Source organism: Paenibacillus baimaensis (assembly GCF_025567575.1).
In genome coordinates this window covers 698,759-723,378 of record NZ_JAOQIO010000007.1, presented here as the reverse complement: position 1 = coordinate 723,378, position 24,620 = coordinate 698,759, and the positions used below count along the sequence as shown (strand labels likewise).

The window sequence follows — 24,620 nt, the reverse complement described above, 5'->3', positions numbered from 1 at the left end:
AGGAGGTTCCTCATGAAATCCAGCTTAGGCGATCGCATGTTTAACATCATCAATATCTTATTTCTGGCCTTGGTCACGATTGTGACATTTTTCCCGCTTTATTATGTGTTCATTGTTTCGTTCACGGATCCGGTGGAATATTTGCAGAAAAGCTTTATTTTGTTCCCGGAGAAATGGTCTTTGGACTCCTATAAATATTTGCTATCCACCAAGGCTTTTCCGAATTCTCTCGGTGTCAGCGCTTATTTGGCTGTCGTCGGCACAGCTTTAAGCTTGATTGTTACAGCGGCGCTGTCCTATACGCTTTCCCGTAAAAGATTGCGCGGCCGACAGCTGATTCTGCTGCTGATCTTATTGACCATCCTGTTCAGTCCGGGAATCATTCCGAACTATATGGTTGTCCGCCAATTTGGACTGATCAACAGCTTATGGTCACTCATAATACCGGCGCTCGCGAGCGGCTGGAATGTTATATTGATGAAAGGTTTCTTCGACAGTGTACCGGTTGAGCTGGAGGAATCTGCGCAGATCGATGGCTGTAACGATTTGTCGATTTGGTTTAAAATCATTTTGCCCTTATCGCTTCCTTCCCTGGCGGCGTTCGGATTATTTTATGCGGTTGGATACTGGAACCAATTTTTCAATGCACTGATTTATATTACGGATGCCTCCAAATGGCCGATTCAGGTTATGCTGCAAAATATGCTGCTCAATGCGAATAATACCGATCTGCAGGCCGACGTGCTTACGGTTGCCCCTCCGGCAGAAACCTTAAAAATGGCCGCGGTTATCGTGGCAACGGTGCCAATATTGCTCGTGTATCCATTCCTGCAGAAGCATTTTGCGAAGGGTGCCATGGTCGGATCTGTGAAGGGCTGATCGATTGAACAAGAGATCCGGGAGGTACGCAGGCAGGATAGCAGCGGCTTGTTGTCGAACATAGCTGAATAGTGTGTCATAACTGCGTAGACTCCCACAAAAGGTTGGAAGGTGAGCGATATTGGATCGAATTTGGAAGCGATGGTTTGGGATTGCCTCAAAATACAAATATAACAGCCGATTTTTTCGTAAAAGCCTGGTAATGATGCTGCTGGTCGCGAGCATTCCCGGACTGATCATCGGTGTCAGTATTTACTGGTTGGCTTCGGACAATATGGAGGGTGAGCTGCAGCGACTGCATCAAAATCAGATCAAGCAGCGTGCGGAAAATATTGACGATCAGCTGGCTTATTTGGAGCTGACCTTCTCGCATTGGGCGTTTGATTCCAAATTCGATGAAAAACTGAAAACATTGGATATTGCCTATAATTTCGAACAGGTTCAGGATTTGTATCGGACACTGCTCGTGATGGAAGGCGCACACCCGCTGCTGGAGCGGGTTGAGTTGTTTCTCGATAAGCCGCGGCCGCTGATCTTCAACAAGCTGCAGTATACGTACATTACCGAGCCTGCAAGCCTGCAGCCTTATGAATCGCTGCTCAAGAAGGAGCGATCTGTTTTTTGGACGAACGCTTACCCTGAGGCGCCAACCAAGGATTCTGTGCCCAACTCCTTATCCTTGGTCAACAAAATTCCCGGTGGCAGTACAGAGCCATTCGGTGCCATCGTAGCAACGATTAATCAGGAAAATCTTATAAAAATGCTAAAGACGCTGACGCCTTACAATGAAGGGGAGACGATTCTCCTGACCGGAGATGGCAGCTGGAAGCTATCAAGCGGTGGCATTGGTAAGTTTACAGATATCGATATAGCCTTACAGCAGGAATATTTGAAGCACAGCTCCAAATCGGAGTCCTTCCTGTTTGAACACAATAAGACAACGTATTCGGTCTCTTACGGACAATTCTCACGGCTGGGCACAACCTGGGTCTATATTTCGGCCGCCCCGCTAACTTCCATAACCGCGCCGGTTGTACTTGTATCCAAATGGATCTTGTTCATCAGTCTGTCAGGCCTGCTGCTCGCGCTGCTGATGTCATGGTTCGTTTCACATCGGATGTATTCGCCTGTCGAGCGGCTGGTCCGGCTGCTGTCCGGTGATAAGGGGACGGAGCTGAGCGATGAATTTGATCTGTTTGAAAAGCAGTGGAATCATCTGTCCAAAGAGAGTGAAACGATGCGATCCAAGCTGACCGAGCAGCTGCCGCTGCTGCGTGAGGGATTTTTCCTGCAATTGGTGCAGGGTTATTTTTACTCACTTCAGGAAAATGATCTGCGGGAGCGAATGAAGCATCACGGCTGGAAAACGGATAATCGGCAGTTTGTGGCATTAATGTTCCAATTAACGGGTTTTTCCAATTTGCAAGGCCGGTTTTCCTCAGGAGACGAGGATTTGGTTACGTTCACGGCAGCTAATATAATTGAGGAGCTGACAGGAACCCAATATGAGCAGGTCGAGGTTATCAATTTTCACAATTTTTCCGTAGGCTTGCTGTTGTCATTTCCGCACGATCATCCCGCACGCTGGCTGGAGGATGATATCAGCGCCTTTTGCCAGGAAGCGACCCAAACGATCAATCGTATTCTGAAAATGCAGGTGACGGTTTCGATCAGCAAATCGACGTATCAGGTGAAGCAAATTCCGCATTTGTTTGAGGAGGCGAGACAGGCGTTGGTATACCGCGATCTGCTTGACGACAATCAAATCATCAAGACGGAGCTGCTGTCCAAATCAAGCACACTGATGGAAAGCACTTTCCCTTTTACATTGGAAAAAGAAATCGTGCATGCCATCCGCAATGGCTTGGAGAATGAGGCTGTAGAGCTGATCGAACAATTCATGAAGGAATTGTCAGCAAGCGGTTCGACAGAGCTGGCCGTGCAGCAGGGGATGCTGCAACTGCTGGGAAGCATACGATATGCCGTTCTGCAATCCGGTATGAATCCCGTTCAATTGTTCGGTGGCGTTAACCTGTTCGAGCAGCTGGCACAGCTTAAGGAACCGGAAGAAATGCTCAAATGGTTCCAGTACAAGCTGGTAGCTGTATTCGTGCAGGAGCTGATCAGCCGGCAGGATTTTCATCTTAAGCAAATGGTAGAGAAAGTAATTCTTCATTTACGTGAAAATTACATGACGATGCTGTCGCTGGATTCTTGTGCAGAGCTGTACGGGACCAGTCCCTATACCTTAAGTCGAGCCTTCAAGCATATATCCGGAGTTAATTTCATTGACTATTTGACCGATATTCGGATTGATAATGCCAAGGGACTTCTGCGTGAGACAGAAATCAAAATCAATGAAGTTGCTGAACGTGTCGGTTATCAGCATACATACTTCAATCGTATATTCAAAAAATACGAGGGGATTACTCCAAGCCAGTTCCGCGAGCTCAATCGCTCCTGATAGGGATAAAAGCTTGTCACATCAGCCTGTGCAATAGCTGCAACAAAGTCCAAACCATGTAAATCGCGGCTTACAAAAGAGTATGATTGTTGGCAAACTCTCAATCGATTAACGTCAATGGTGAGCCATCGAAATATAGAACTAAAGGGAGGATCACCAATGAATGCAAGACGAAACACGAAAACAGCAGCAGCTTCCATAGCTGCAATTCTGGCACTCTCGGCCGTATTGGCAGGCTGTTCTGGAGGAGCTAAAGAAAGCGCCCCGGCAGCAGGGAAAGCAGCAGATGGAAAGATGGAAGCCAAAACCGAAGCGCCGCTTGAGGTCAGTATCATGACGATTCTGCTTACACCTTCACCAGCTGCAGATGATAATCCGATTAAAAAAGCAATTGAAAAAGCAACGAATTCCAAGATGAAGATTCAATGGGTATCCGGCAACAATTACGCTGACAAGCTGAATGTAACACTTGCTTCCGGTGATATTCCAGAGCTGATTCTGATCAACGATCCGTTTACCTCGGTATTCCGTAATTCCGTGACACAAGGTGCATTCTGGGACGTAGCTCCTTTTATTAAGGATTATCCGAATTTGAGCAGCAAAATTTCCAAAACTGCCTGGGATTTGACAAAAATGCAGGATGGTAAAAACTATGGGATTCCTCGGCCGCGTCCATCCGAAGCAGATAACTTCTTCATTGTTCGTAAAGATTGGCTGGACAATCTGGGTTTGAAGGTTCCGACAACAACCGATGAGCTATACGACGTTATGAAAGCGTTCGCGGAAAAAGATCCCGACAAGAATGGCAAGAACGATACCGTACCTTTTGCTGCCAATGTCAATCCGACGGATATGGGTGCCTTAGGACAGATTGAAAACAGTTTCACGGGTGTAAACGGAAGATGGAAGCTGCTCGACGGCAAGTTTGTGCATACAAGCTTTCTTCCTGAGACGCGTAAATCGCTGGAGTATTTGACGAAGGCTTATAAGGAGAAGCTGATTCCGGAAGATTTTGCAGCGTTGAAGCTGACGCAAACCGGGGACCTGTTTAAAGCAGGCAAAGCAGGTATTATTTCTGATAAAGCAGGTACGATGGTCGACTATTACGATAAGCTGAAAGTTGTACAGCCTGATTTCAAGCAGGAAAATTTTTACCCGATTACAAGTATTAATGGCTATAATCCGAAGGGTCCAGGCTTCTCCGGTATGATGTCGATTCCGAAGTCCGTACCTGAAGCGAAGATGAAGCGTATTCTCAAATTGATGGATACATGGATGAGCGATGATGTCTTCGCGATTCAGCAATATGGCTTTGAAGGCACGCATCACACGGTGAAAGACGGCGTCAAGGTGATTAATACCGAGAAGCTGGCCGCAGACAACGGAGCCGATTTTAATCAGATTGCCTATGTAGCCGATCCTTATGCAAGCTCAACCAAAGTATTCTTCCCTAAGGAAGTGAATGCTTTGTATACCAAAATTCAGGATGAACGCGCCAAGAACAGTGTAGCGGATATCAGTACAGGACTGTTCTCGCCAACCGTGCAAAAGGCATTGCCTGAATACGAAAAGAAAGTTCAGGATTTGAAAACAAAAATCATTTTGGGCAGAGAACCGATTACTGCCTGGGATGAATTTGTAACTAAAATGAAAGCCGACGCGGATATGGTCAAGATGAGTCAGGAAATGACCGAAGCCTATCAAAAGCGCAGCGGCGGCAAATAATAAGACAAAACGCGGGGAGCAGCCTTTTCTCGCAGCATATCAGAACCTTCAAAGCCACGAATCAAGTGGTTTTGAGGGTTCTTTGCATCTGAGCTATTGGCTAGATTGCTTGCAATATTGTAACATAGAGGGGAATCCGACATAGCTGCAGAGGGGAGTCGTATTATAGTGAGACCATTTATGTTTGCAATCAAGCCTTCCTACTATGCGAATTTAAAAATAAAACATAAGGTGTTTTCAATCATATCGCTGGTCATGGGTATTTGCTTTTTGGGTACTTATTTGTCTCTGCAATATGTATATTCAATTTATGACGAGCAGTTGTACTCCAAATCGTCACAGCTGCTGAATTTGTCTTCCAGCGGTATCGAAAATGAGCTTAAGAAGCTGGATCGTATCTCCTATAATATTGTCACGGATTTGAGGGTTCAGGAACTGCTGCTATCGTTGAATGAATTTACACCAGAATTTGAAAAATACAAAATTCGTTCTTATGTTACGGATCGACTTGTCCAATATGCCGGTAATGAAAAATATATTTATTCCATAGAAGTGACGGATGTGCTGAGTGGTGAAGCTGTAGCCGGCCAAGCCTCCAGATCCTCATCCGCCAAAAAACAAATGATCCTGAACGAATCGGCCAAAGGCGAAGGAGGAACCCGTTGGATTGTACCTGATGCAGAGGATTCCTATTTAATAGCAGCCAGGGAAATACGCTCCTATAATGGCACCAATTTTGACCTTGATCGTCTGGGCACCTTAACGGTTAGAATTTATTTTGATAGAATTGCCGAAAATGTGTTAGAAGGCACTGAATTAAAAAATGGCGATTTACAGGTTACCTCCAACAACTATGTGATCTATCCGATCAGTAAAGGACCAGAGAAGCTGACGCCGATTCCCGTGGAAACCTATATGGACCGTCAAGACTATGCCATCAAGCCCTACAACGGGCAGCAGTATTTTATTTCCCAGGTTCGCTCGGAATATTTGGGATGGACTTATCTCAGTCTGACACCGTTTGATAAAATTTTCACAAAAATTATTTTGATGAAAAACATCTTGTTCGTTAGCTTTGTCGTTATTTTACTTCTGTTAATGGCAGTGGCGATCAAATTTGCCAGAACGATGACCAAGCCGATTGAGGAATTGATTGGACGGATGAGGCAGGTTCAGAAGGGGGATTTCAGCCTCGCAGGTATGGAAAACTCGGATTGGACCTCTATCCAAATGGACGAGGTGGGTCAGTTAAGGCGGACGTTCCGAATGATGATTCAACAAATCAACGAGCTGATTACGGAGAACTATTCCAAGCAGATTACGATCAAGGAAACCCAATTTAAAGCTCTGCAGGCACAAATCAATCCGCATTTTTTATACAACACCCTGGAATCTATCAACTGGTTAGCCAAATCGAATGGACAGCCGCAAATTTCAAAAATGGTCGAATCGCTCGGATTTTTACTGAGAAGCTCGATCAGCCTGAAAGAAACCTTGATTACGGTGGGCGAGGAGCTGGATATCGTGATGAATTATATTACGATTCAAAGATTCCGGTTCGAAGAGAGGCTTGTATTTGAACTGGATGTCGCTGAAGACACCAGATCGCTGCTGCTTCCGAAGATGACCTTGCAGCCGCTGGTTGAGAATTCGATCCACTATGCACTGGAATCGATGCTGGAACCGTGCCATATCCGGATCTGGACGAAGAGAGAGCCTGGAAAGCTGATCATTGTAGTGGAGGATAATGGTCCGGGCATGGAAGCAAGCCTTCTGGAGCAGGTTCGGAGAGGTGAAGCACCTACTCGCGGAAGCGGGATAGGGCTCTCCAATATTGAGGAACGAATTGTCCTGGCTTTTGGCGAAGGTTATGGCGTGTCCATTGAAAGTGAAGTCGAGAAGGGAACCCGGATTTCGATTACCATACCAGATGAAATGAGTGAGCGGCATGTATAAAGTATTATTGGTTGATGATGAGAGAATTATTTTGGATGGGATATCGAATGTGGTGAATTGGGAAGCGGCGGGAACGGTGCTTGCTGGTACGGCCCGAAATGGCATCGAAGCCTACGAATTTGTTAAGCAGAACCCTCCAGATATTATTATCAGCGATATTAAAATGCCTGGGATGGACGGTCTGCAGCTGGCAGCGAAAATGTTCGAGGAATACCCTCAGATCAAGCTGGTCCTGCTGTCTGGCTTCAGCGAATTTGAATATGCACGCCAGGCGATGCGCTACAAGGTCAAGCATTATTTGTTGAAGCCATGTAATGAAAACAAAATTCTGGAAGCATTGGTCGAGCTCGTAGATGAGTTGAACCATGAGGAGCAGCGGGAACAATTCGTACGCAATATGAGGTACGGTCTGGAGAAGGTGCTGCCGCACGTTAAGGAGCAATTTCTCAAGGAATTCGTCACGAACAAAACCTACGGCAACTGCGACTGGGAATATTACCGGAAGCTGTTCGACCTGGATCTCCAAAATCGCAAGGTAAGGCTGATCCTGTTTCAATTGGAGGGACATTTTGAGTTTGAGCATATGTTTGCCGTGAAGAACATTGCTGAGGAGCTGCTGCAAAAAAACGTTCTAAGCTCCACAGTCGGCGGACAGGTGTTAATAGTCGTTGAGGATGCGGAGTCTGTCAGTGAACTGTACGATTGCATTCACCAAATTCGCGAAACTTTTTTACGTTATTACAAAATTGATCTGACCATCGCGCTTAGTGAAGCAGATGAAATCATCCGGGCACGTTCCCTGTACAAGCAGACGCTGGAATGCCTGAATTACCGATTTTATTTGGGAGAAGGCAGCTTGATAACGAAGCGAGATATTGTGGGGGTAGAGCAGCCTGAACTCAGAGAGTTTGCTTATGACGAGGATAATCTGATGCTGCAAATTAAAGCAGGACTGTGGGAAGAGGCCAATAAGGAGATAGATTTGTTTTTCCAAAAGCTTGCAGGTCTTCGTTCCAATATATCGACGTCCAAATCTTATGTGATTCAGTTGCTTATGGCAATCATTCGACTTGGAAATGCAGATGCTATGGTGAATTATCGAGACCACCTGGTCAAGCTGATGGATCTGGAAACCTTGCAATCGATCCAGACCTTCTTCAAGGAAGTGGCAAGCCAAATTACACTCAGCCATTATGAGCATACGAAAAACAAGCATTGTGCGATTACCGATAAAGTGCTGGATATCATTAACGGACATTTGGGTAACACAGAGCTTTCCCTGAATTGGGTAGCTCATCAAATGCTGTATATGAACTCCGATTACCTGGGCAAGCTGTTCAAGAAAAGAACGGGTGAAAAGTTTTCCAATTATGTCATGAAGGTGCGGATCGCCAAAGCGACTGAACTGCTCGAGCAGAAGTCCGATATCAAAATATTTGAACTGGCAGAAATGCTCGGTTTTGGAGATAATCCGCAATACTTTAGTCAGGTCTTTAAGAAATACGCAGGCTGCACACCTTCCGAATATATTAAGGCTACATGATCAAGCTCTGTTTTTTTAACAAGAAGGACGGTATATTAGGTTCATATTTGAACGAAAAAGCGTAATAATAGACCTTGTGCAGGAGTAGAGACAAGGGGGACTGTACTTGATGAAAAAGACATTAATGCTTCTGGTTTCTGTATCATTGCTACTAACATCGACAGCTTGTGGGGCAAATACAGCCGTACCAACAACGAAGGACACAGCTATTAATCCGGTGACTGGAGCAGCAGGCTCCAGCAAGGAAACGATCAAACTTCGTTTTGCATGGTGGGGTGGACAGTCCCGTCATGATTATACATTCAAGATCATTGAGCTGTATCAGAAGAAACATCCCAACGTCAAGATTGAAGCTGAATATGCGGCATTTGACGATTATTGGAAAAGGCTCGCTCCACAGGCTGCTGCGAACGATTTGCCTGATATTATTTCGCTGGATATATCTTATCTGAGCCAATATGCCGGAAGAGGCCAACTGGAGGAATTAACTCCCTACCTCCACAACAATACGATTGATGTTAGCGCGGTGGCTGCCAACACACTTAGCAGCGGCCAGTATGGCGGCAAGCTGTATCAAATCACAGCTGGTGTCAACGCGCTTGGCTCCACGCTTGATCCAGAATTGGTTCGTAGAGCGGGTATCGCAATGCCTCCCAGGGATTGGACCTGGGATGATCTGGAGGTTCTCGGCAAACAAATGAAGGCAAGCGGTAAGCTGCTGGGTGATTATATGCGATACGAAGTGTTTTTTCCCTACTACCTGCGTTCAATTGATCAAAAATTGTTCGATCCGGACGGAACATCTCTCGGTTATACCGACGATAAGGCATTTATCGATTATTACAAACGTTATCAAAAAATGTATGACGCCGGTTACTTCCTGAGTCTGGACAAGCTTGCGCTGAAGAAGCTCACCCCAGAGGATGATGAAATGGTGATGGGCAACGCGCTGTCTTCCTTCACTTGGTCCAATCAGTATGCAGCTTGGTCAGCGGCTGCCAAACGTCCGACAGAGCTGCTCCCGCCACCGGGACCGAACAGCAAGAAAGGCTTATTCCTCAAAGCAAGTATGGGATTTGCGATTACGAAGAACTCAAAGCAAAAGGCAGAAGCTGCCAAATTCATCAACTTCCTTATTAATGACATCGAAGCCAACCAAATCATGAAAGGCGAGCGTGGTGTTCCGATATCGTCTAAAGTTAAGGAAGCCTTGAAGCCACTGCTTAATCCTGAAGAATTAAAAGTATTTGAATATGTAGCTTGGGCGGAAGCGAACAGCAGTCCTGCTGATGCCCCCAGTCCAATTGGCTCGGTTGAAGTGGAAAAGCTGTTAAAAGATATAAGCGAGCAAATCCTGTATAAGAAGATTTCAATTGAAGATGCTGCACCCCGGTTTCGTACAGAAGCCAACGCGATTCTGGCTAAAAATAAAAAATAATCTGTATTTCGTGATCAAAAGGCGACTTTTGGATCATTCCCTGTCAAGAATCAGGTCAGTTCATGTTTTAGCTGAGACCTGATTCTTCTTTTTATGGTGAAAAAAGGATGCAATTCCGTTCAAAATGTCTGTGCAGGATGAAATGTCTGTTTTTTAAACAAGGATAACGGTTTTTTGAATTCATATTTTGATCAAAAAGAGTGATAATAATTCTTGTAGAACTCGAAATAAAGGGAGGATACAGATATGAAGAAAGCGCTAACATTAATCTTATCTGCAGCATTGCTAGTTACAGCCTCGGGATGTGGAGCTACCGCTACACCATCAGCCGGAGCGGATACAACGAAAAAACCGGATGCAGCCACACCTGCTCCAGCTCCAGCAGCAACAACAAGCAAAGATCCTGTGAAATTGCGTTTCTCCTGGTGGGGCGGTCAAGCAAGACATGACTATACACTGAAAATTATTGAATTGTATCAACAAAAAAATCCCAACGTCAAGATCGAAGCCGAGTATGCAGCATTTGACGACTATTGGAAAAAGCTTGCTCCGCAAGCAGCTGCTAATGATTTGCCTGATATTATCCAAATGGATGATGCCTACATCAGTCAATTCGGTGGTCGCGGGCAGCTTGAGGATCTACGTCCTTATATGGAAAAAGGAACAATTGATAAAACCAATATCTCACCAGCTTACCTGAAAATCGGTGAATATGACGGCAAGCAATATCAATTAACAATGGGTGTGAATGCACTTGGCCCGGTTATGGATGCAGACCTGTTGAAGAAGATCGGCGCTCCTGTACCTGCCAAGGACTGGACCTGGGACGACATGGAAGCTTTGGCTAAAAAGTTCAAGGAAAACGGCAAGCTGTTCAGCGATCGTGTCGATTACAAAACATTCTTCCCTTACTACCTGCGCAGTGTAGACCAAAGAATCTATACAGCTGACGGTACAGCACTTGGATATACCGATGACAAGCCGTTTATCGACTTCTTCAAACGTTACCAAAGATGGTATGATGCTGGTTACGTATTGACTCTGGACAAGATGGCACAAAAGAAATTGACGCCGGAAGATGACGAAATGGTGTTGGGCAATGCAGGTGCTTCCTTCGCTTGGTCCAACCAATATATCGCATGGACTGCAGCGGCCAAACGTCCTACTGAAATCATCGCACCTCCAGGCAACACAGGCAAAAAAGCATTGTTCCTAAAATCAAGCCAAGGCTTGTCAGTTACCAAAAATTCCAAGAATAAAGAAGAAGCAATCAAATTCGTTAACTTCTTCATCAATGATCTTGAAGTTCACAAAATCATGAAGGGCGAGCGCGGAGTACCAATTAACTCCAAAATTCAGGAAGCTCTCAAACCGCTCTTAAAGCCGGAAGAAACCAAAGTATTTGAATATGTAGCATGGGCAGCAGAGAACAGCAGTCCGAACGATCCTCCATACCCAGTAGGTTCCGTTGAAGTTCTGAAGGTTCTGCAGGATGTAGGCGAGCAAATTCTCTACAAGAAAATTTCCGTAGAGGACGGAGCTGCCAAGTTCCGTAAAGAAGCGAATGCCATCCTTGCCAAAAACAAAAAGTAATGAATGAAACCGATCAGGACATGAGCAGCTACTGAAGCTCTCGTTCTGATCTTTTTTTGTTACCGAGCAGCTGGAGTAAAAATGAGCGCTTTTATCGTAGATTAGTATCTCATGTAAACGCATACAGTAATGGTACAATACATATTAGAAATAACAATTAAAGGAAATTGATTAGGGGAGGAAATGAAGATATGAAGAAATGGACCCAAGGTACTTTATCTTTATTGCTTGTCAGCTCGGTTCTTGTAGCAGGCTGCTCGAGTCGGACCGGACAAGCGGGAGGAGAGGCGCCGAAAACGGAACCCCCAGCGAAAACAGAAGCAGCTAAACCGGCACCAAGCACCGGAGGGGCCAAATCCAAGCTTTCTGTATACAGCACCGTAAATGATCCACCGGTTCAAACGATTTACAGGGAAATTGGTGAAGCGTTCAAAAAAGAAAATCCAGACATAGATGTGGAGCTGCAGTTCCCAGGAACGGAGTATGAGAATTTACTAAAGGTCAAAATGGCTGCTAACGATTTACCCGATGTGTTTGATACCCATGGCTGGGCTCAGATTCGTTATGGTAAATATTTGGCAGACCTCCGCGGAGAAGCCTGGGCTTCACAAATGACGGATACGATCAAAAATGTCGTGACCGATAAAGATGGCAAAGTGTACGCTCTCGTTATTAGTGAAGCGAAGGACGGAATCGTGTACAATGCTGACCTTCTAAAGCAGTACAGCATCCAACCACCGAAAACGTATGATGAATTGATGGCAGCAGCAGAGAAAATTAAAACCGAGTCAAAGGGTGACGTCACACCGTTCTACTTCTCTGGAATCGATAACTGGATGATCGGCTCTTATTTGGATATTTTCTCGACTTCTGCGTTCATTAGTGCACCCAAAAATGATGCCGAAGCCCTGATGAACAATACCTTTGACTGGAACAAGTGGGCTGATCTGTCGCAAAAGCTGTTGGATCTTCAAAAGAAGGGCTACCTCAATAAGGACGCGCTGACTGCCAAATACAGTGATATGCCCAAGCTGTTCGCTAACGGTAAGGTAGCTTTTGCTCTATCCGGCCCATCATTCGCTGATGAAGTGAGTAAAGTAAATACCAATCTGAAAATGGGCTACATTCCGGTTCCTTCTATGGTAGCTGGAGATACTCCTAACTTCTCCGGTGGCGAACGGAATACGATGGGGATTTTCAAAGATACCAAACGTATGGAAGAATCGAAGAAGCTGGTTGCGTTTTTTGCCAAAAAAGAGAACATGACCAAAATTGCGAACTCCACCAAATTACCTCCTGGACTCAAGGGCATCGAAGCCAATCATAATTTTTCCGCTTTTTATAAGGAGTTTGAGAACATTCGTGTATTCCCTTACTTTGACCGCGTATATTTGCCCAATGGTATGTGGGACGTTATGTGTAAGCAAGGAACCGAGCTGCTGGCTGATCGGATAACCCCACAGCAGTTTGCCCAAAACATGAAGCAGGAAGTTGAACGTCTACGTAAAAAATAAGGAGAGCTTATGGACAGGGGGCTCGCTCTAGCGGGCTCCCCATTGCTCTTTCCAGGAGAGATTGGAGGACATCATGCCAAGAACCACTTCAGATCCAACAAGCCGGGATAACCTTTCGAGGCTGAAAACCACGGAGCAGCAAACTAGTCGTTTGATCAAATGGAGCCGTTCGGCCTCCGTGCTTAATCTTATGTACATTCCAGCGTTAGCCTTGTTTAGTGTGTTCATCTTATATCCTTTTATAAAAGGGATTCAAATTTCGTTTACGAACTGGGATGGTTACTCACAGGAATACGGTTGGGTACAGGTGGATAATTATATACGGATGTTCAAGGATCCGATTATCGGGAATACAATCAAAAATACGTTTATTTATGGCATAGGCAGCACGTTTTTTCAAAACCTGGTAGGCTTGATGTACGCACTGCTGTTAAATCAAAGCATACGTATGCGCGGCTTGACGCGTACCATCATTTATTTGCCTGTCATCATCAGTCCGCTAATTATGGGGTATATTTGGTACTTCTTTTTCCAATATAACGGTGGCGCGCTTAATGATATTATTCTTTTATTTGCCAATGAACCGATCAACTTGCTTGCCAATGACAAAATCAACGTATGGTTGATTACCTTCGTTAACACGTATCAGTATTTGGGGATCGCGATGGTCATTTTTTTGGCAGGCTTACAAACCATCCCAAAAGATTATTACGAAGCCGCCCAAATTGATGGTGCAACGAAGTTTTCCCAATTTATCCATGTGACCTGGCCTTTACTTGCTCCATCTGTGACCATCAACATTGTTTTGAATCTGATAGGCGGCTTTAAGCTGTTTGATGTGGTGGTTTCCTTAACAGGCGGCGGTCCGGGTTATGCATCCGCATCGTTATCGACATTGATGTATCAGCTTTATTTTGCCAGACAGGATGCGGGTTATGCGGCAGCATTGGGTAACCTGATGTTTGTTATCATATCCATCATCAGTATCGGTTCGCTGTATTTCCTTCGTCGAAAGGAAGTGACATCATGAGTACGATATCGAAGCCTTTAAAATATATATCTATTCTGATCTGTTTGCTGCACATCCTTCCCTTTTATGTTCTGATCACAACATCCTTCAAAGCCGTGGATGATCCAAGCTCCAAGTGGATATTGCCCGGCTATCTATATCTCGATAATTTCTACAAAGCTTGGGAGCAGGCCCATTTGGGCAGCGCTTTTATGAATAATATGATCATCACCTTTGTGAGTGTACTCCTCGTTATTATTCTTGGCGCTGCATCATCTTATCCACTTGCTCGCTATAAAACCAAATGGAATTCATTCATCTATACATTGTTTATTTCTGCGTTGATTGTTCCGCCGCTGACGATACTGGTCCCCCTATATAAGCTGTACGTGGATCTTCATGCCTTGAATACGTTATGGGGTATCGTACTGCTGCATGTAACTTTTAACCTCCCGATCACGATTTTCCTGTACAGCGGATTCATTGGAACGATTCCGAGGGAACTGGACGAAGCGGCAATGATTGACGGCTCCAGTCATCTGGGTCTTTTCTTCAGGATCATTTTGCCTTTGCTCAAGCCGGTGACAGCTTCGGTTATTATTTTAACGGGAGTCGCGGTCTGGAATGACTATTCATTTTCTGTATTTTTTCTGCAAAAAACAGAGGTGCATACATTAACCGTTGCTCTCTCAGCCTTTTTTGGTCAATACAACAGCAACATCGGGTGGGTCGCTTCAGGTTCATTAATGGGTGCTGTTCCGATGACGATTCTGTACTTGTTTTTACAAAAATATTTTATACACGGGCTCTCTTCGGGGGCCATTAAGGGGTAATGCATTTCGAATATACGGAGGGGTGGCTGATGACGTATAATGTTGGAAATGATATCGCTTCCAACAAAGGGGAATTTATCGATGAGGCTTGCGTATTCCTTACGAATGAAATTGACGATGCTCTTCATCATATCGATCATTGTTCCGGTGCTAATCATTATCTGGGCTATGCCATCCTACTTTCACAGTCTGATTTCGGAGGATACCACGGCTTTGACAGAAGGGACTTTAACGACACTTTCCGGTAATTTGGAAACGTATCTTGAAGATTTGGAGCGATTAACGGTAGCTCCATACTGGAGCGCCGAAGTGATGCAAGCGCTGAAGGTAAAGGCAAGTGAAACGAGCGAGACCGAGCTCTATACGAAATACTTAACAGAAAAATCATTAACGGGGACGCTCCCCATTTTCCTGAAAAACACGAGAAAAGATATTTTAGGCACCATTCTTCTGCCTTTTGATGGCTCTGCCTATGTAACTTCATTAACGAATGCGAATGAAGCCACGGAGAACTTCCCTTTTACGAAGCAGGATTGGTACAAGAAGGCGCTTGAAGCGGATGGAAGGGTCAGTTTTATTAGTGTGCATCCGCAGGATTATTTGAAGTACCGCACTACTACCCAAGTATTTTCGGTAGCACGACTCATTAAGGACCCGGATTCAAGCCAGCCGCTGGCTGTGATTATGGCTGATGCGGATACGGTGGTGCTGGAGCGAATTGTTCGTGATATCCGCTTTAATGTAAGCTCGATTATCGCTATTTATGATGATAACGAAAAATTGATTTATTCCACTCATCCTCTGTCCAGAGAGCTGGAGGAGAAGGCGATTCCTGAAGGACCGAATGGTCAAACCGTGGATTCTTACGTAGTCGTATCCAAGCAAATATCAACGGCCAAATGGACGGTTGTTGTGCTGCTATCCAATACAGAGCTCAAGGAAAAGGTGCGCTGGATGTACGCGGCGGGTGCTCTTTTTGCTGGAGGCGGTATTGTACTGACCTTATTAGTATTCTTTGTCTTGTCGAGTGCAATCATTAAACCGTTCAAGGAAATGATTCTCGTTATGCGGCGGGTACAGCGAGGAGATCTGAAAACCCGATTTTCTTTTCGTGGGAGGGATGAAATCTCGGAGCTGGGTGCCGCATTCAATACGATGATCGATCAGCTTGGTGATCTGATTGACAGTGAATATAAAGCCGTTTTAAGCAAACGCAATGCCGAATATCGAGCGCTGCAATCGCAAATCCAGCCTCATTTTTTGTACAACACGTTGAATGGCTTTATTGGATTAAATCGGATGGGTGATCGCAAGCTGTTGGAAAAAGCGATCTTTTCCCTAAGCAGCATGCTGCGGTACATATTGGAGCATAACGATTGGACGACACTTGGAGAAGAACTGCAGTTTTTACGCCAATACGGCGAGCTTCAGCAAATTCGTTTCTCCGACAAGCTAACGGTTTATATTCAATCCGACGCAGATGTGCATGGGATCCGGCTGCCCAAGCTGCTGCTTCAGCCTCTTGTTGAAAATGCGATTATTCACGGAATCGAGCCGATGGATCGGCCCTGTCTGCTTAGAATTGAAAGCCATTGGCTGCGTGCAAGTGATCGTGAAATGCTGGAAATAGTGATTGCGGATAATGGAATGGGGTTCTTACAGGATAAGGTAAATGAGAAGGTGGATATCGGTATGGCCAATGTCAGAGAGCGACTTCATTTGGCTTATGAGCATGCGGAACTATCTATATACAGTAAGCCTCTTGAAGGAACGACGATAACCATTCATATTCCTGTTCAGGGGGGAACACTATGAGGATTGTCATTGCTGACGATGAAAGCCTGGTCAGGATCAGCTTAACCAGCATGATCGCAGAAATGGAGGGGACCTGGGAGCTAGCTGGAGAAGCCACGAACGGTGCGGAGCTGTTGGAGTTGATTAGGCGGGAAAAGCCCGATATCGTACTTGTCGATATTCGTATGCCCCTGCTGAACGGATTACAGGCAATGGAGAAGGGCTCGATCATTTCGCCGAATACGTACTGGATTATCGTGTCTGGTTATTCAGATTTCTCCTATGTACAGGAGGCATTGAAACGTGGGGCGGTTGATTATCTACTCAAACCAGTCAGTCCTCAGGATCTGGAGGAAGCCTTAATCAAATCCTCGCAGGAAAAGCAGAAACGACAGCTGCTGCTGGGTAAACGGTTTGAAAATGAGTTGGTTTCCCTCGTTCATGGATTAACGGATGTTCACATGCTACCCGATGACAGTATGATTCCGCACGTTCGGTTTCAAATTGTGATGATTTATAACGATGGCAGCCATTGCGATGTAGGAAAAATGGTTGGACGATCACCGTACTTAGATAAGCTTCGGCGCTCGATGGATGCCTATTCAGCTTCCGGGGTTTATGGAGTTTTCATCCTGATGCCTATGGGAGGAGCCGCATTTATTACGGCATGGAATCAGGCAGATCACTGTAGATCGAACACATTGGTCCAGCAGCTGCTCACCAATCTGAAGGAAGCGGTTAATCAAGACGGGAACAACCGCATAGCGATTACCGCGATCTTTTCTGAGGAGTGTGAGAATTGTAACGTGCTGCTGGAGCGGCTTGACGAGCTGCAGGCTTGGGGCCCGCTGCGCGCCGTGAATGGAATTAATTGCTGCTCTTCTGCGGCTGAATTAGCCAAATTATCCTCCAAGGAGGGGCTAGAAGAGCTGGCAGCCATTCTTCTCAGGCTGAATCAATGCTATAAAGAGAAGGATTACATGACGTATGCCAAAACGGTAATTGATTTGGAGCGTTGGTCCCATAAGCATGAAGAAAGCTGTTTAAGCACCTTAAAGTCTACAATCTGCGATTTCATCGATGTAGGTCTGGATTGCAAGCTGGATCACACACAAACTTTCTCACTTTGGAAAGATGGCTTGAGTCGCCATGGCGAGCAGCTTCTCAGCAGTGGGGAAGGGATAGGCTGCTCGCTTGTGGATATGTCAATCGCCTATATTGAGCAGAAGTATATGCAGGATATTAGTATTACTCAGGTTGCACAGGAGTTAAATGTAACACCCAATTATTTGAGTACATTGTTTCGCAAAAAAACAGGTACGACCTTTATCAAATATGTCACCCATATCCGCATGCTCAAGTCCAAGGAACTGCTCGCCTTGCCCAATGCCCAGGTACAAAAGGTTTCCGAGCAAATGGGTTACCTCAGCACTCGGCACTTCACCAAGCTATTTAAAGAACATACGGGCTGTTATCCTTCCGATTATAGAAAACAGCTTATGCAGCAAGAGACGCAGACGAAAGAGCAAATTAAATCCTATTAATGGAATTCGGACTTATGCGCAGAGACGTATAAGTCTTTTTGTAACGATTGTGTACTACAAATTCTGAAGCAGCTCTCACTCAGGAAACATATGGACGCACGGTGTGGTTTGCGATAAGATTCACACATAGTGGTATCTAGAAAATAATTCCAGGGTGGTGTGCTTGTGTCGGACTCGATTATTTACCCCAAAGCATTGGCTAAAGGCAATTTAATAGCAATCACAGCCCCTTCCAGCGGGGTTAGCAAACCTTTGCATGATGTACTTAAACAAGCTAAATGTGTGTTAGAGGAGCTTGGCTACAGGGTTGTGGAAGGAAACACAATCTGGTCTCAGCATAAATGTGTCAGTGCTTCGAAGAAGGTTAGAGCGCAGGAACTGCAAAGCTTTTTACTAGATGAACATGTGAGCGCTATCATTCCTCCTTGGGGTGGTGAATTTTTGATGGAAATTCTTCCGCTGCTGGATTGGGAACTGTTGAAGGCAACTGCGCCTAAGTGGATTCTTGGATATTCGGACATCAGTACATTTTTGTTTGCGTATACATTATTAACCGGATTTGCGACAGCACATGGAACGAACTATATCGATCTTCGCTCTGCTACGCCAAGTGTTATCAGCTCGCGATGGGCTGAGGTGCTGGGGACTGGTGCCAATGAATCTGTCGAGCAAGTATCTTCAGATTTATACCAATCATCTTGGGACTTCCCCAAACCGGGCTTTAATCTGGATACACCCACAGTATGGAAGATTCTTGGTAAGGAAGACGATCCAACCTACGAACAGCAGATGACTGGAAGATTAATAGGTGGCTGTCTCGATACGATATCGATATTGATCGGTACTCGTTATGCACCTGTGCAAGAGTTCTCACAGCAGTATTGCCATGAAACCGGAATGGTGTGGTATTTGGAAAGCTGTGAGATGAATGCCGCTGAGCTGTATCGGCATTTGTGGCAAATGAAGCATTGCGGTTGGTTTGAGAATACGAATGGAGTGCTTATCGGTAGACCAGCAGGCTATTCCCCTACACAAGACTTTGGATTGCAGGATGCGCTGCATCAAGTATTTGATAATTTGCATATACCTGTCATTTATGAGGTGGATATTGGTCATGTCCCACCTCAGCTGACATTAGTAAATGGGGCTTTCGCTCATGTATCCAGCAGCGCAGGGAAGGGAAGCATAATCATGTCCTATACTTGATATCTACTAATTCGAGGGCAGCAGAATGATGTCAAGAGTCTGTATTTTGAACAAAGTGGACGGTTTTTTAAATTCCTAACCCTCTCAAAATCTTTATAATAGAATATATAGGAAAGCAACACATACTGCATACTACTTGTATAGGGGTTGAAATTCATGACTAAGCTGTGGGAAAAGGACAATGTTGTCGGATACGTGTTTGCAGCTCCGTTTATACTCGGATTTCTCATTTTCACTTTATTTCCGATTGTATCTTCCTTGTATTATTCATTTACCGAATACAATTTAATGGAATCACCAACTTGGATCGGGCTCGGAAATTACGAGAAAATGTGGGATGACGATAAAATATGGAAGTCCCTGGAGGTTACCTTTACTTATGTATTTGCAAGTGTTCCGCTGCGACTGGGCTTTGCTTTATTCGTAGCTATACTGCTTAATAAAGCAATTAGCGGTATTGGTGCTTACCGTTCTGCTTACTACCTGCCTTCCTTGATCGGCGGCAGTGTCGCGGTTTCGATTATGTGGATTCAGATTTTTGGCGATAAAGGGCTCTTGAATTCAATGCTTGGCGTCATTGGCATTCATACAGATACCTCTTGGATCGGAAGTCCGGGAACTGCTTTGTGGACTTTGATAGCGCTTTCAGTTTGGCAATTTGGTTCCTCGATGCTGATTTTCCTGGCAGGGCTGAAAAATATCCCGATTTCCTACTATGAAGCGGCGGGTGTGGACGGAGCGAATGCGTTTCACCGCTTTTTCAAAATCACATTGCCTTTGCTCAGCCCGATCGTATTGTTTAACCTGATCATGCAAACCGTTGGTGCCTTTATGACCTTTACCCCGGCGTACATTATTTCAAGAGGTGAGGGCGGTCCGCTCGATAATACACTTTTATATTCGCTGTATTTGTACCGTAGAGCTTTTGTATTTTTTGAAATGGGATATGCATCCGCAATGGCATGGGTGATGCTGATTCTGATCGGCTTGCTAGCGCTTGCTATCTTCAAATCATCCGTATATTGGGTTCACTACGAGTCGAAGGGAGACAAATAACATGACATCCAGCACAAGACAAGTAAAAGCAGTCCTTTATCATGTATTCATTGGCGGATTGGCTCTTATTATGCTGTATCCCATCATATGGCTCGCAGCCAGCTCCCTAAAACCAAGTAGTGAAGTATTCTCAACAGCCTATAACCTGATTCCAAGCAGTATTCAATGGGTCAACTATACATCCGGCTGGAAAGGTTTTGCCGGCAACACGTTCACCACGTTCTTTAAGAATTCGTTCATCATCGTTATTTTGTCGACAATCGGTGCTGTTGTCTCCTCAGGCCTTGTCGCTTATGCACTTGCTAGAATTCCGTTTAAAGCCAGATCCTTCTGGTTCGCCTGCGTCATGTTCACTATGATGCTGCCGCACGATGTTACGGTTATCCCGCAATACGTTATGTTTGCAAAGCTGGAATGGTTAGGTTCCTTTAAACCTGTTATTGTACCGAGCTTCTTCGGGATGCCTTTCTTCATATTCCTGATCATGCAATTTATCCGTACGATTCCGCCAGAAATGGATGAGGCCGCAAAGATGGACGGCTGCAACAAATATACGATCTTTTTCCGGATTATTGTGCCATTGATTGTTCCTGCATTGATGACATCTGCGATCTTCTCCTTCTATTGGAAATGGGACGATTTTATCAATCCGTTGCTGTACTTGAACAAGCCTACCTTATATCCGGTTTCTCTGGCGCTGAAGCTGTTCCTCGATGGCGATTCGCTTAATAACTGGGGTGGTATGTTCGCCATGTCGACACTGTCTCTCTTGCCGATACTGATCGTATTCTTTATTTTCCAAAAATTCATTGTTGAGGGTATTAGTACGAGTGGATTGAAGTAAGGTAAAGCGGAGGTATGTTTGTGTGCGGGTGGCTGCGCGGTCATAGTGTTCTTACGATCACTGCGCTTCTCCAGAACACTATGACCACTCCGCTTCGTACTTACCTCGCTTTAAAGATTAGGGATAGAGGGCCAGTGCAAAGGGCAATACTGAAGTATTGGATTTAAAAGTTCGGAGAAGAACGAGCGCAGCGGCCAAATGATCCTGGAGAAGCGTAAGCGTTCGCCTTTGAAATCGTGAAAAAACCGCTTAATCTCATCCAATTTCACGATTTCAACAGCGATCGGAAGGATATTTGGCCACGCAGCGAGATTTATTCACCGGACTTTTAACGAAATTCGTGCAGTGATAGATAAAGTTGTAGAGCGTGATATTGAAAGCTACAGAAATGTGCCGCATAAGCGGTTGCAGGGTTGGGGATAAGGATTGGCATTGACTTTCCTGTCATCGCTGCTTGCACGTCAGGGTTGGTGAAATTCTACATGAAGAGGCTGAAGGCTGGAACATGCCGCGGCTTCTTTTTTCTTTTTGGGGGCAGTGAACTTTAATGCCATCTCAGTCGTATAATAGGTGTTTCGAACATAGTCGAAAGGAAATGGCTCGTGATGACGGACGAACAGCAACTGATTTACCAAGCGCAAAAAGGCGATAGTGTTGCGCTGTCGAAGCTATTCCAACAGCATTACAGCTATATATTAAAGTATGTGATCAAGCTCACGATGAATGTGCAAACGGCCGAGGATTTGACACAGGAAGCACTGATGCGTTCCATGGAAAAGCTGCATCTTTACAATGGAAAGTCGAAATTCTCCTCCTGGTTGATCACGATTGCTACACGACTTTATATGGATGAGCTCAGAAAGAAGAAACGTGAACGGAATTGGCAGGAACAGGAGCAGCTTCAGTCTGTCCGCAATCTACAGTGGCAGCTAACGCAAAGCGGGGGTGAATGGTCTGATGTTTTGAATGCCCTGCATAGGCTGTCGAGCGATATTCGGGTACCGATTATTTTGAAGCATTACTATGGATACAGCCAGGAAGAGATCGCCGATATGCTGGATGTGCCTGTCGGAACGGTCAAATCCCGGATCCACAACGGATTAAGGAATCTGCGAAAGGAGCTTAATGAGCATGAAGAAGTCCGAGACTGACAATCACCACCAGAGGTCCAATACGGACATTGATAAGCTGCTTGATGTAGAGGATGAAGCGATTACTGCTGCGCTGCGTGAAGGTTGGGACGGTTTGGATCAGCACATCCATGTATTCACACCAGAGCTTGACTGGTTTCAACAGCAGATCCAACAGCGACAAGCGGTGAATCGCAAGAGATTGGTTCTCGAGCTCGGTTTGTTTGTGATAATTGCTGTTATATTACTGTCGTTATTTATATCACTGACGCTCTGGACACCTGTTATATTTCTCATCATCCAGCTGATAGCGGTTCTAATTGTTCCGTTTGTACTGGTATCGCTGCTCAGAAAGCGGGTGGAAGCATGAAGCTGGAGCCTTCGGAGGTGCCGATTTGGGCATGGATCTTGCTTGGTGCCATCCTGCTGTCACAAAGTATTTGGCTGTTCTACGATGCGCGTAAGCGTGGATTGTACCCGTGGTTCTGGGGCGTATGGGGTTTGTTTCAATTTCCTTTACCAACATTGATTTATTTGTTGTTTGCACGTAAAATTTTTAAGAGGAGGACATGAATATGTCAAGATCTGTCGAATTTACAAAGGATATGCTGATTTTGCATTTAACCGGATTAACGAGTGTGGGGGCTCTAAGACGCAGAGTTGAAATACCGTACACCGAGATCATTCAGGCATCGGTCAGCGATTTTAAGTTATCCATGTTTCAATTTCGTGTAGGTACTTCGATCGCTGATGTGAGGGAAGGTCGGTTTTTGATTGATGGCCATTGGTGCTTTATATCCTATGAAAATCATAATGATGTGGTTGTGCTTGAATTGAGGGATCATGAGTTTAAACAGGTCGTTTTTCAAATTGAAAATCCGGTCGAAACCGAACGGCTTATTGCAGAGCACAGGCTTGAGTATATAAAAAACCGGGGCATGCAGCAGTAAATTTAGATGATGGCGAGGAAACGTACAGTGGGTGCAGCATTTAAGTTTGATTTTGGTTTGGGAGCAGCGGAGAACAGCTATGTGAAAATAGGGGCAGAAACCTCCTATGATGTATCATTGGGGTATGGCTTTGCAGATGTGAATAAGGTATATGCCATTGACAGAGAAGAAGCAGGCGGGCTACGCAGAGATTTTTGTATTCCTTTAAATACGGCTTTTATCGTCGATGTCCCTGACGGCAATTATCATGTCACCTTGATGGTCGGCGATACCTTAACGGCTACGGAGACAACCGTCAAATCGGGTGAGGGCCGTCTGCTGCTTCATCGTCTGCAAACCGCAGCAGGTCAATTCATCAAGCGCAGCTTCGCTGTACATGTAAGCGGGGGACAGCTCATTCTGGCATTCTCAGGCATAGCACCGCGGCTAAATGCATTGGAGATTACAGCGTCCTCCCAGATTGTGACCGTGTTTCTGGCTGGTGACTCTACTGTCACGGATCAGGAGGCCGAGGGTTATCCCTATGCGGGCTGGGGACAGATGCTGCCGCACTGTCTGAATGCTTCAGCCGCTGTTGCCAATCATGCCAAATCCGGCCGCAGCTCCAAAAGCTTTATTGATGAAGGACGATTGGAAGCCATTCTGCAGCTTATTCGTCCAAACGACTATCTGCTTATCCAATTTGGGCATAACGATCAAAAACCGGACTTGGAGCGGCGTACTGAACCCGCTACCACCTATAAGCACTTTTTGAAATTATATATCGATGGCGCTCGAGAACGAGGCGCGTTACCCGTATTGATCACAGCGGTTCATCGTCGTATATTTGACGAGAATGGTCTGATTATCAACACGCACGGAGAGTATTTGCAAGCGGTTAAGGAGCTGGGTGAGGCCGAGGAGGTTCCGGTTATTGATCTTGCCGACAAAACGCGAAAGCTCTATGAGGCTTATGGCGCGGAGCGATCCAAAAGGCTGTTTCTTTGGTCGGTGCCGGGCGAATTTCCGAACCACCCGTCGGGTGCGGCTGATAATACGCATTTTCAGGAGCGGGGTGCGATTGAAGTTGCCAAGCTCGCAGCTGAAGGGATCAGGCAAGCCCAGCTTAATCCGCTGATGCTGTTTTTGAACTAAACACCGCA

The 24,620-nt window shown here is 45.3% G+C and carries 20 protein-coding genes; all 20 read left to right on the top strand.

Going from position 1 to position 24,620, the window contains the following annotated elements:
• Positions 1–12: 12 nt before the first annotated feature.
• Positions 13–879 (top strand): carbohydrate ABC transporter permease, encoded by an 867-nt coding sequence (locus tag OB236_RS04780; RefSeq protein WP_076231789.1) that lies wholly within the window; start codon positions 13–15, stop codon positions 877–879.
• Positions 880–1,000: 121 nt separating this feature from the next.
• Positions 1,001–3,343 (top strand): AraC family transcriptional regulator, encoded by a 2,343-nt coding sequence (locus tag OB236_RS04775; protein ID WP_262682997.1) that lies wholly within the window; start codon positions 1,001–1,003, stop codon positions 3,341–3,343.
• Positions 3,344–3,502: 159 nt separating this feature from the next.
• Positions 3,503–5,068 carry an extracellular solute-binding protein gene (locus tag OB236_RS04770; RefSeq protein ID WP_262682996.1) on the top strand — a complete coding sequence of 522 codons (1,566 nt, stop codon included), beginning with the start codon at positions 3,503–3,505 and terminating at the stop codon, positions 5,066–5,068.
• Between the two features lie 168 nt (positions 5,069–5,236).
• Entirely contained in the window at positions 5,237–7,024 is a 1,788-nt protein-coding gene (locus OB236_RS04765; RefSeq protein WP_262682995.1) for a sensor histidine kinase, read from the top strand.
• Entirely contained in the window at positions 7,017–8,567 is a 1,551-nt protein-coding gene (locus OB236_RS04760; RefSeq protein ID WP_262682994.1) for a response regulator transcription factor, read from the top strand. Before OB236_RS04765 ends, OB236_RS04760 begins: the two co-directional genes overlap by 8 nt.
• Positions 8,568–8,676: 109 nt before the next feature.
• Positions 8,677–10,005 carry an ABC transporter substrate-binding protein gene (locus OB236_RS04755; protein WP_262682993.1) on the top strand — a complete coding sequence of 443 codons (1,329 nt, stop codon included), beginning with the start codon at positions 8,677–8,679 and terminating at the stop codon, positions 10,003–10,005.
• Positions 10,006–10,251: 246 nt separating this feature from the next.
• Complete coding sequence (locus OB236_RS04750) at positions 10,252–11,598, top strand: ABC transporter substrate-binding protein (protein ID WP_076231796.1); 1,347 nt, start codon at positions 10,252–10,254, stop codon at positions 11,596–11,598.
• Positions 11,599–11,789: 191 nt separating this feature from the next.
• The gene (locus tag OB236_RS04745) at positions 11,790–13,112 is read left to right on the top strand and encodes an ABC transporter substrate-binding protein (protein ID WP_262682992.1); all 1,323 of its coding nucleotides are present in this window, start codon (positions 11,790–11,792) and stop codon (positions 13,110–13,112) included.
• A 190-nt stretch (positions 13,113–13,302) separates the two neighbouring features.
• Positions 13,303–14,142 carry a carbohydrate ABC transporter permease gene (locus OB236_RS04740; RefSeq protein ID WP_256711337.1) on the top strand — a complete coding sequence of 280 codons (840 nt, stop codon included), beginning with the start codon at positions 13,303–13,305 and terminating at the stop codon, positions 14,140–14,142.
• On the top strand, positions 14,139–14,954 hold the full coding sequence (locus OB236_RS04735) for a carbohydrate ABC transporter permease (protein ID WP_076231801.1): 816 nt from the start codon (positions 14,139–14,141) through the stop codon (positions 14,952–14,954). The genes OB236_RS04740 and OB236_RS04735 overlap by 4 nt, the downstream gene beginning before the upstream one ends.
• 81 nt (positions 14,955–15,035) lie before the next feature.
• The gene (locus tag OB236_RS04730) at positions 15,036–16,769 is read left to right on the top strand and encodes a cache domain-containing sensor histidine kinase (RefSeq protein ID WP_262682991.1); all 1,734 of its coding nucleotides are present in this window, start codon (positions 15,036–15,038) and stop codon (positions 16,767–16,769) included.
• Complete coding sequence (locus OB236_RS04725) at positions 16,766–18,292, top strand: response regulator transcription factor (protein ID WP_262682990.1); 1,527 nt, start codon at positions 16,766–16,768, stop codon at positions 18,290–18,292. The genes OB236_RS04730 and OB236_RS04725 overlap by 4 nt, the downstream gene beginning before the upstream one ends.
• 165 nt (positions 18,293–18,457) lie before the next feature.
• The gene (locus OB236_RS04720; protein ID WP_262682989.1) at positions 18,458–19,498 is read left to right on the top strand and encodes a S66 family peptidase; all 1,041 of its coding nucleotides are present in this window, start codon (positions 18,458–18,460) and stop codon (positions 19,496–19,498) included.
• A 156-nt stretch (positions 19,499–19,654) separates the two neighbouring features.
• Positions 19,655–20,554 carry a carbohydrate ABC transporter permease gene (locus OB236_RS04715; RefSeq protein ID WP_262682988.1) on the top strand — a complete coding sequence of 300 codons (900 nt, stop codon included), beginning with the start codon at positions 19,655–19,657 and terminating at the stop codon, positions 20,552–20,554.
• 1 nt (position 20,555) lies between these two features.
• Positions 20,556–21,398 (top strand): carbohydrate ABC transporter permease, encoded by an 843-nt coding sequence (locus tag OB236_RS04710; protein WP_076231808.1) that lies wholly within the window; start codon positions 20,556–20,558, stop codon positions 21,396–21,398.
• Positions 21,399–22,003: 605 nt separating this feature from the next.
• Positions 22,004–22,549 carry an RNA polymerase sigma factor SigY gene (gene sigY, locus OB236_RS04705; RefSeq protein WP_076231810.1) on the top strand — a complete coding sequence of 182 codons (546 nt, stop codon included), beginning with the start codon at positions 22,004–22,006 and terminating at the stop codon, positions 22,547–22,549.
• Positions 22,530–22,898, top strand: a complete 369-nt coding sequence (locus OB236_RS04700; RefSeq protein ID WP_262682987.1) for a YxlC family protein — start codon at positions 22,530–22,532, stop codon at positions 22,896–22,898. The genes sigY and OB236_RS04700 overlap by 20 nt, the downstream gene beginning before the upstream one ends.
• Entirely contained in the window at positions 22,895–23,101 is a 207-nt protein-coding gene (locus tag OB236_RS04695) for a sigmaY antisigma factor component (RefSeq protein ID WP_076231815.1), read from the top strand. The genes OB236_RS04700 and OB236_RS04695 overlap by 4 nt, the downstream gene beginning before the upstream one ends.
• 2 nt (positions 23,102–23,103) lie before the next feature.
• On the top strand, positions 23,104–23,478 hold the full coding sequence (locus tag OB236_RS04690) for a hypothetical protein (protein ID WP_076231817.1): 375 nt from the start codon (positions 23,104–23,106) through the stop codon (positions 23,476–23,478).
• A 6-nt stretch (positions 23,479–23,484) separates the two neighbouring features.
• A complete protein-coding gene (locus tag OB236_RS04685; protein WP_262682986.1) occupies positions 23,485–24,612 on the top strand; it encodes a rhamnogalacturonan acetylesterase in 1,128 nt (375 codons plus the stop codon).
• The last annotated feature ends 8 nt before the right edge of the window (positions 24,613–24,620 follow it).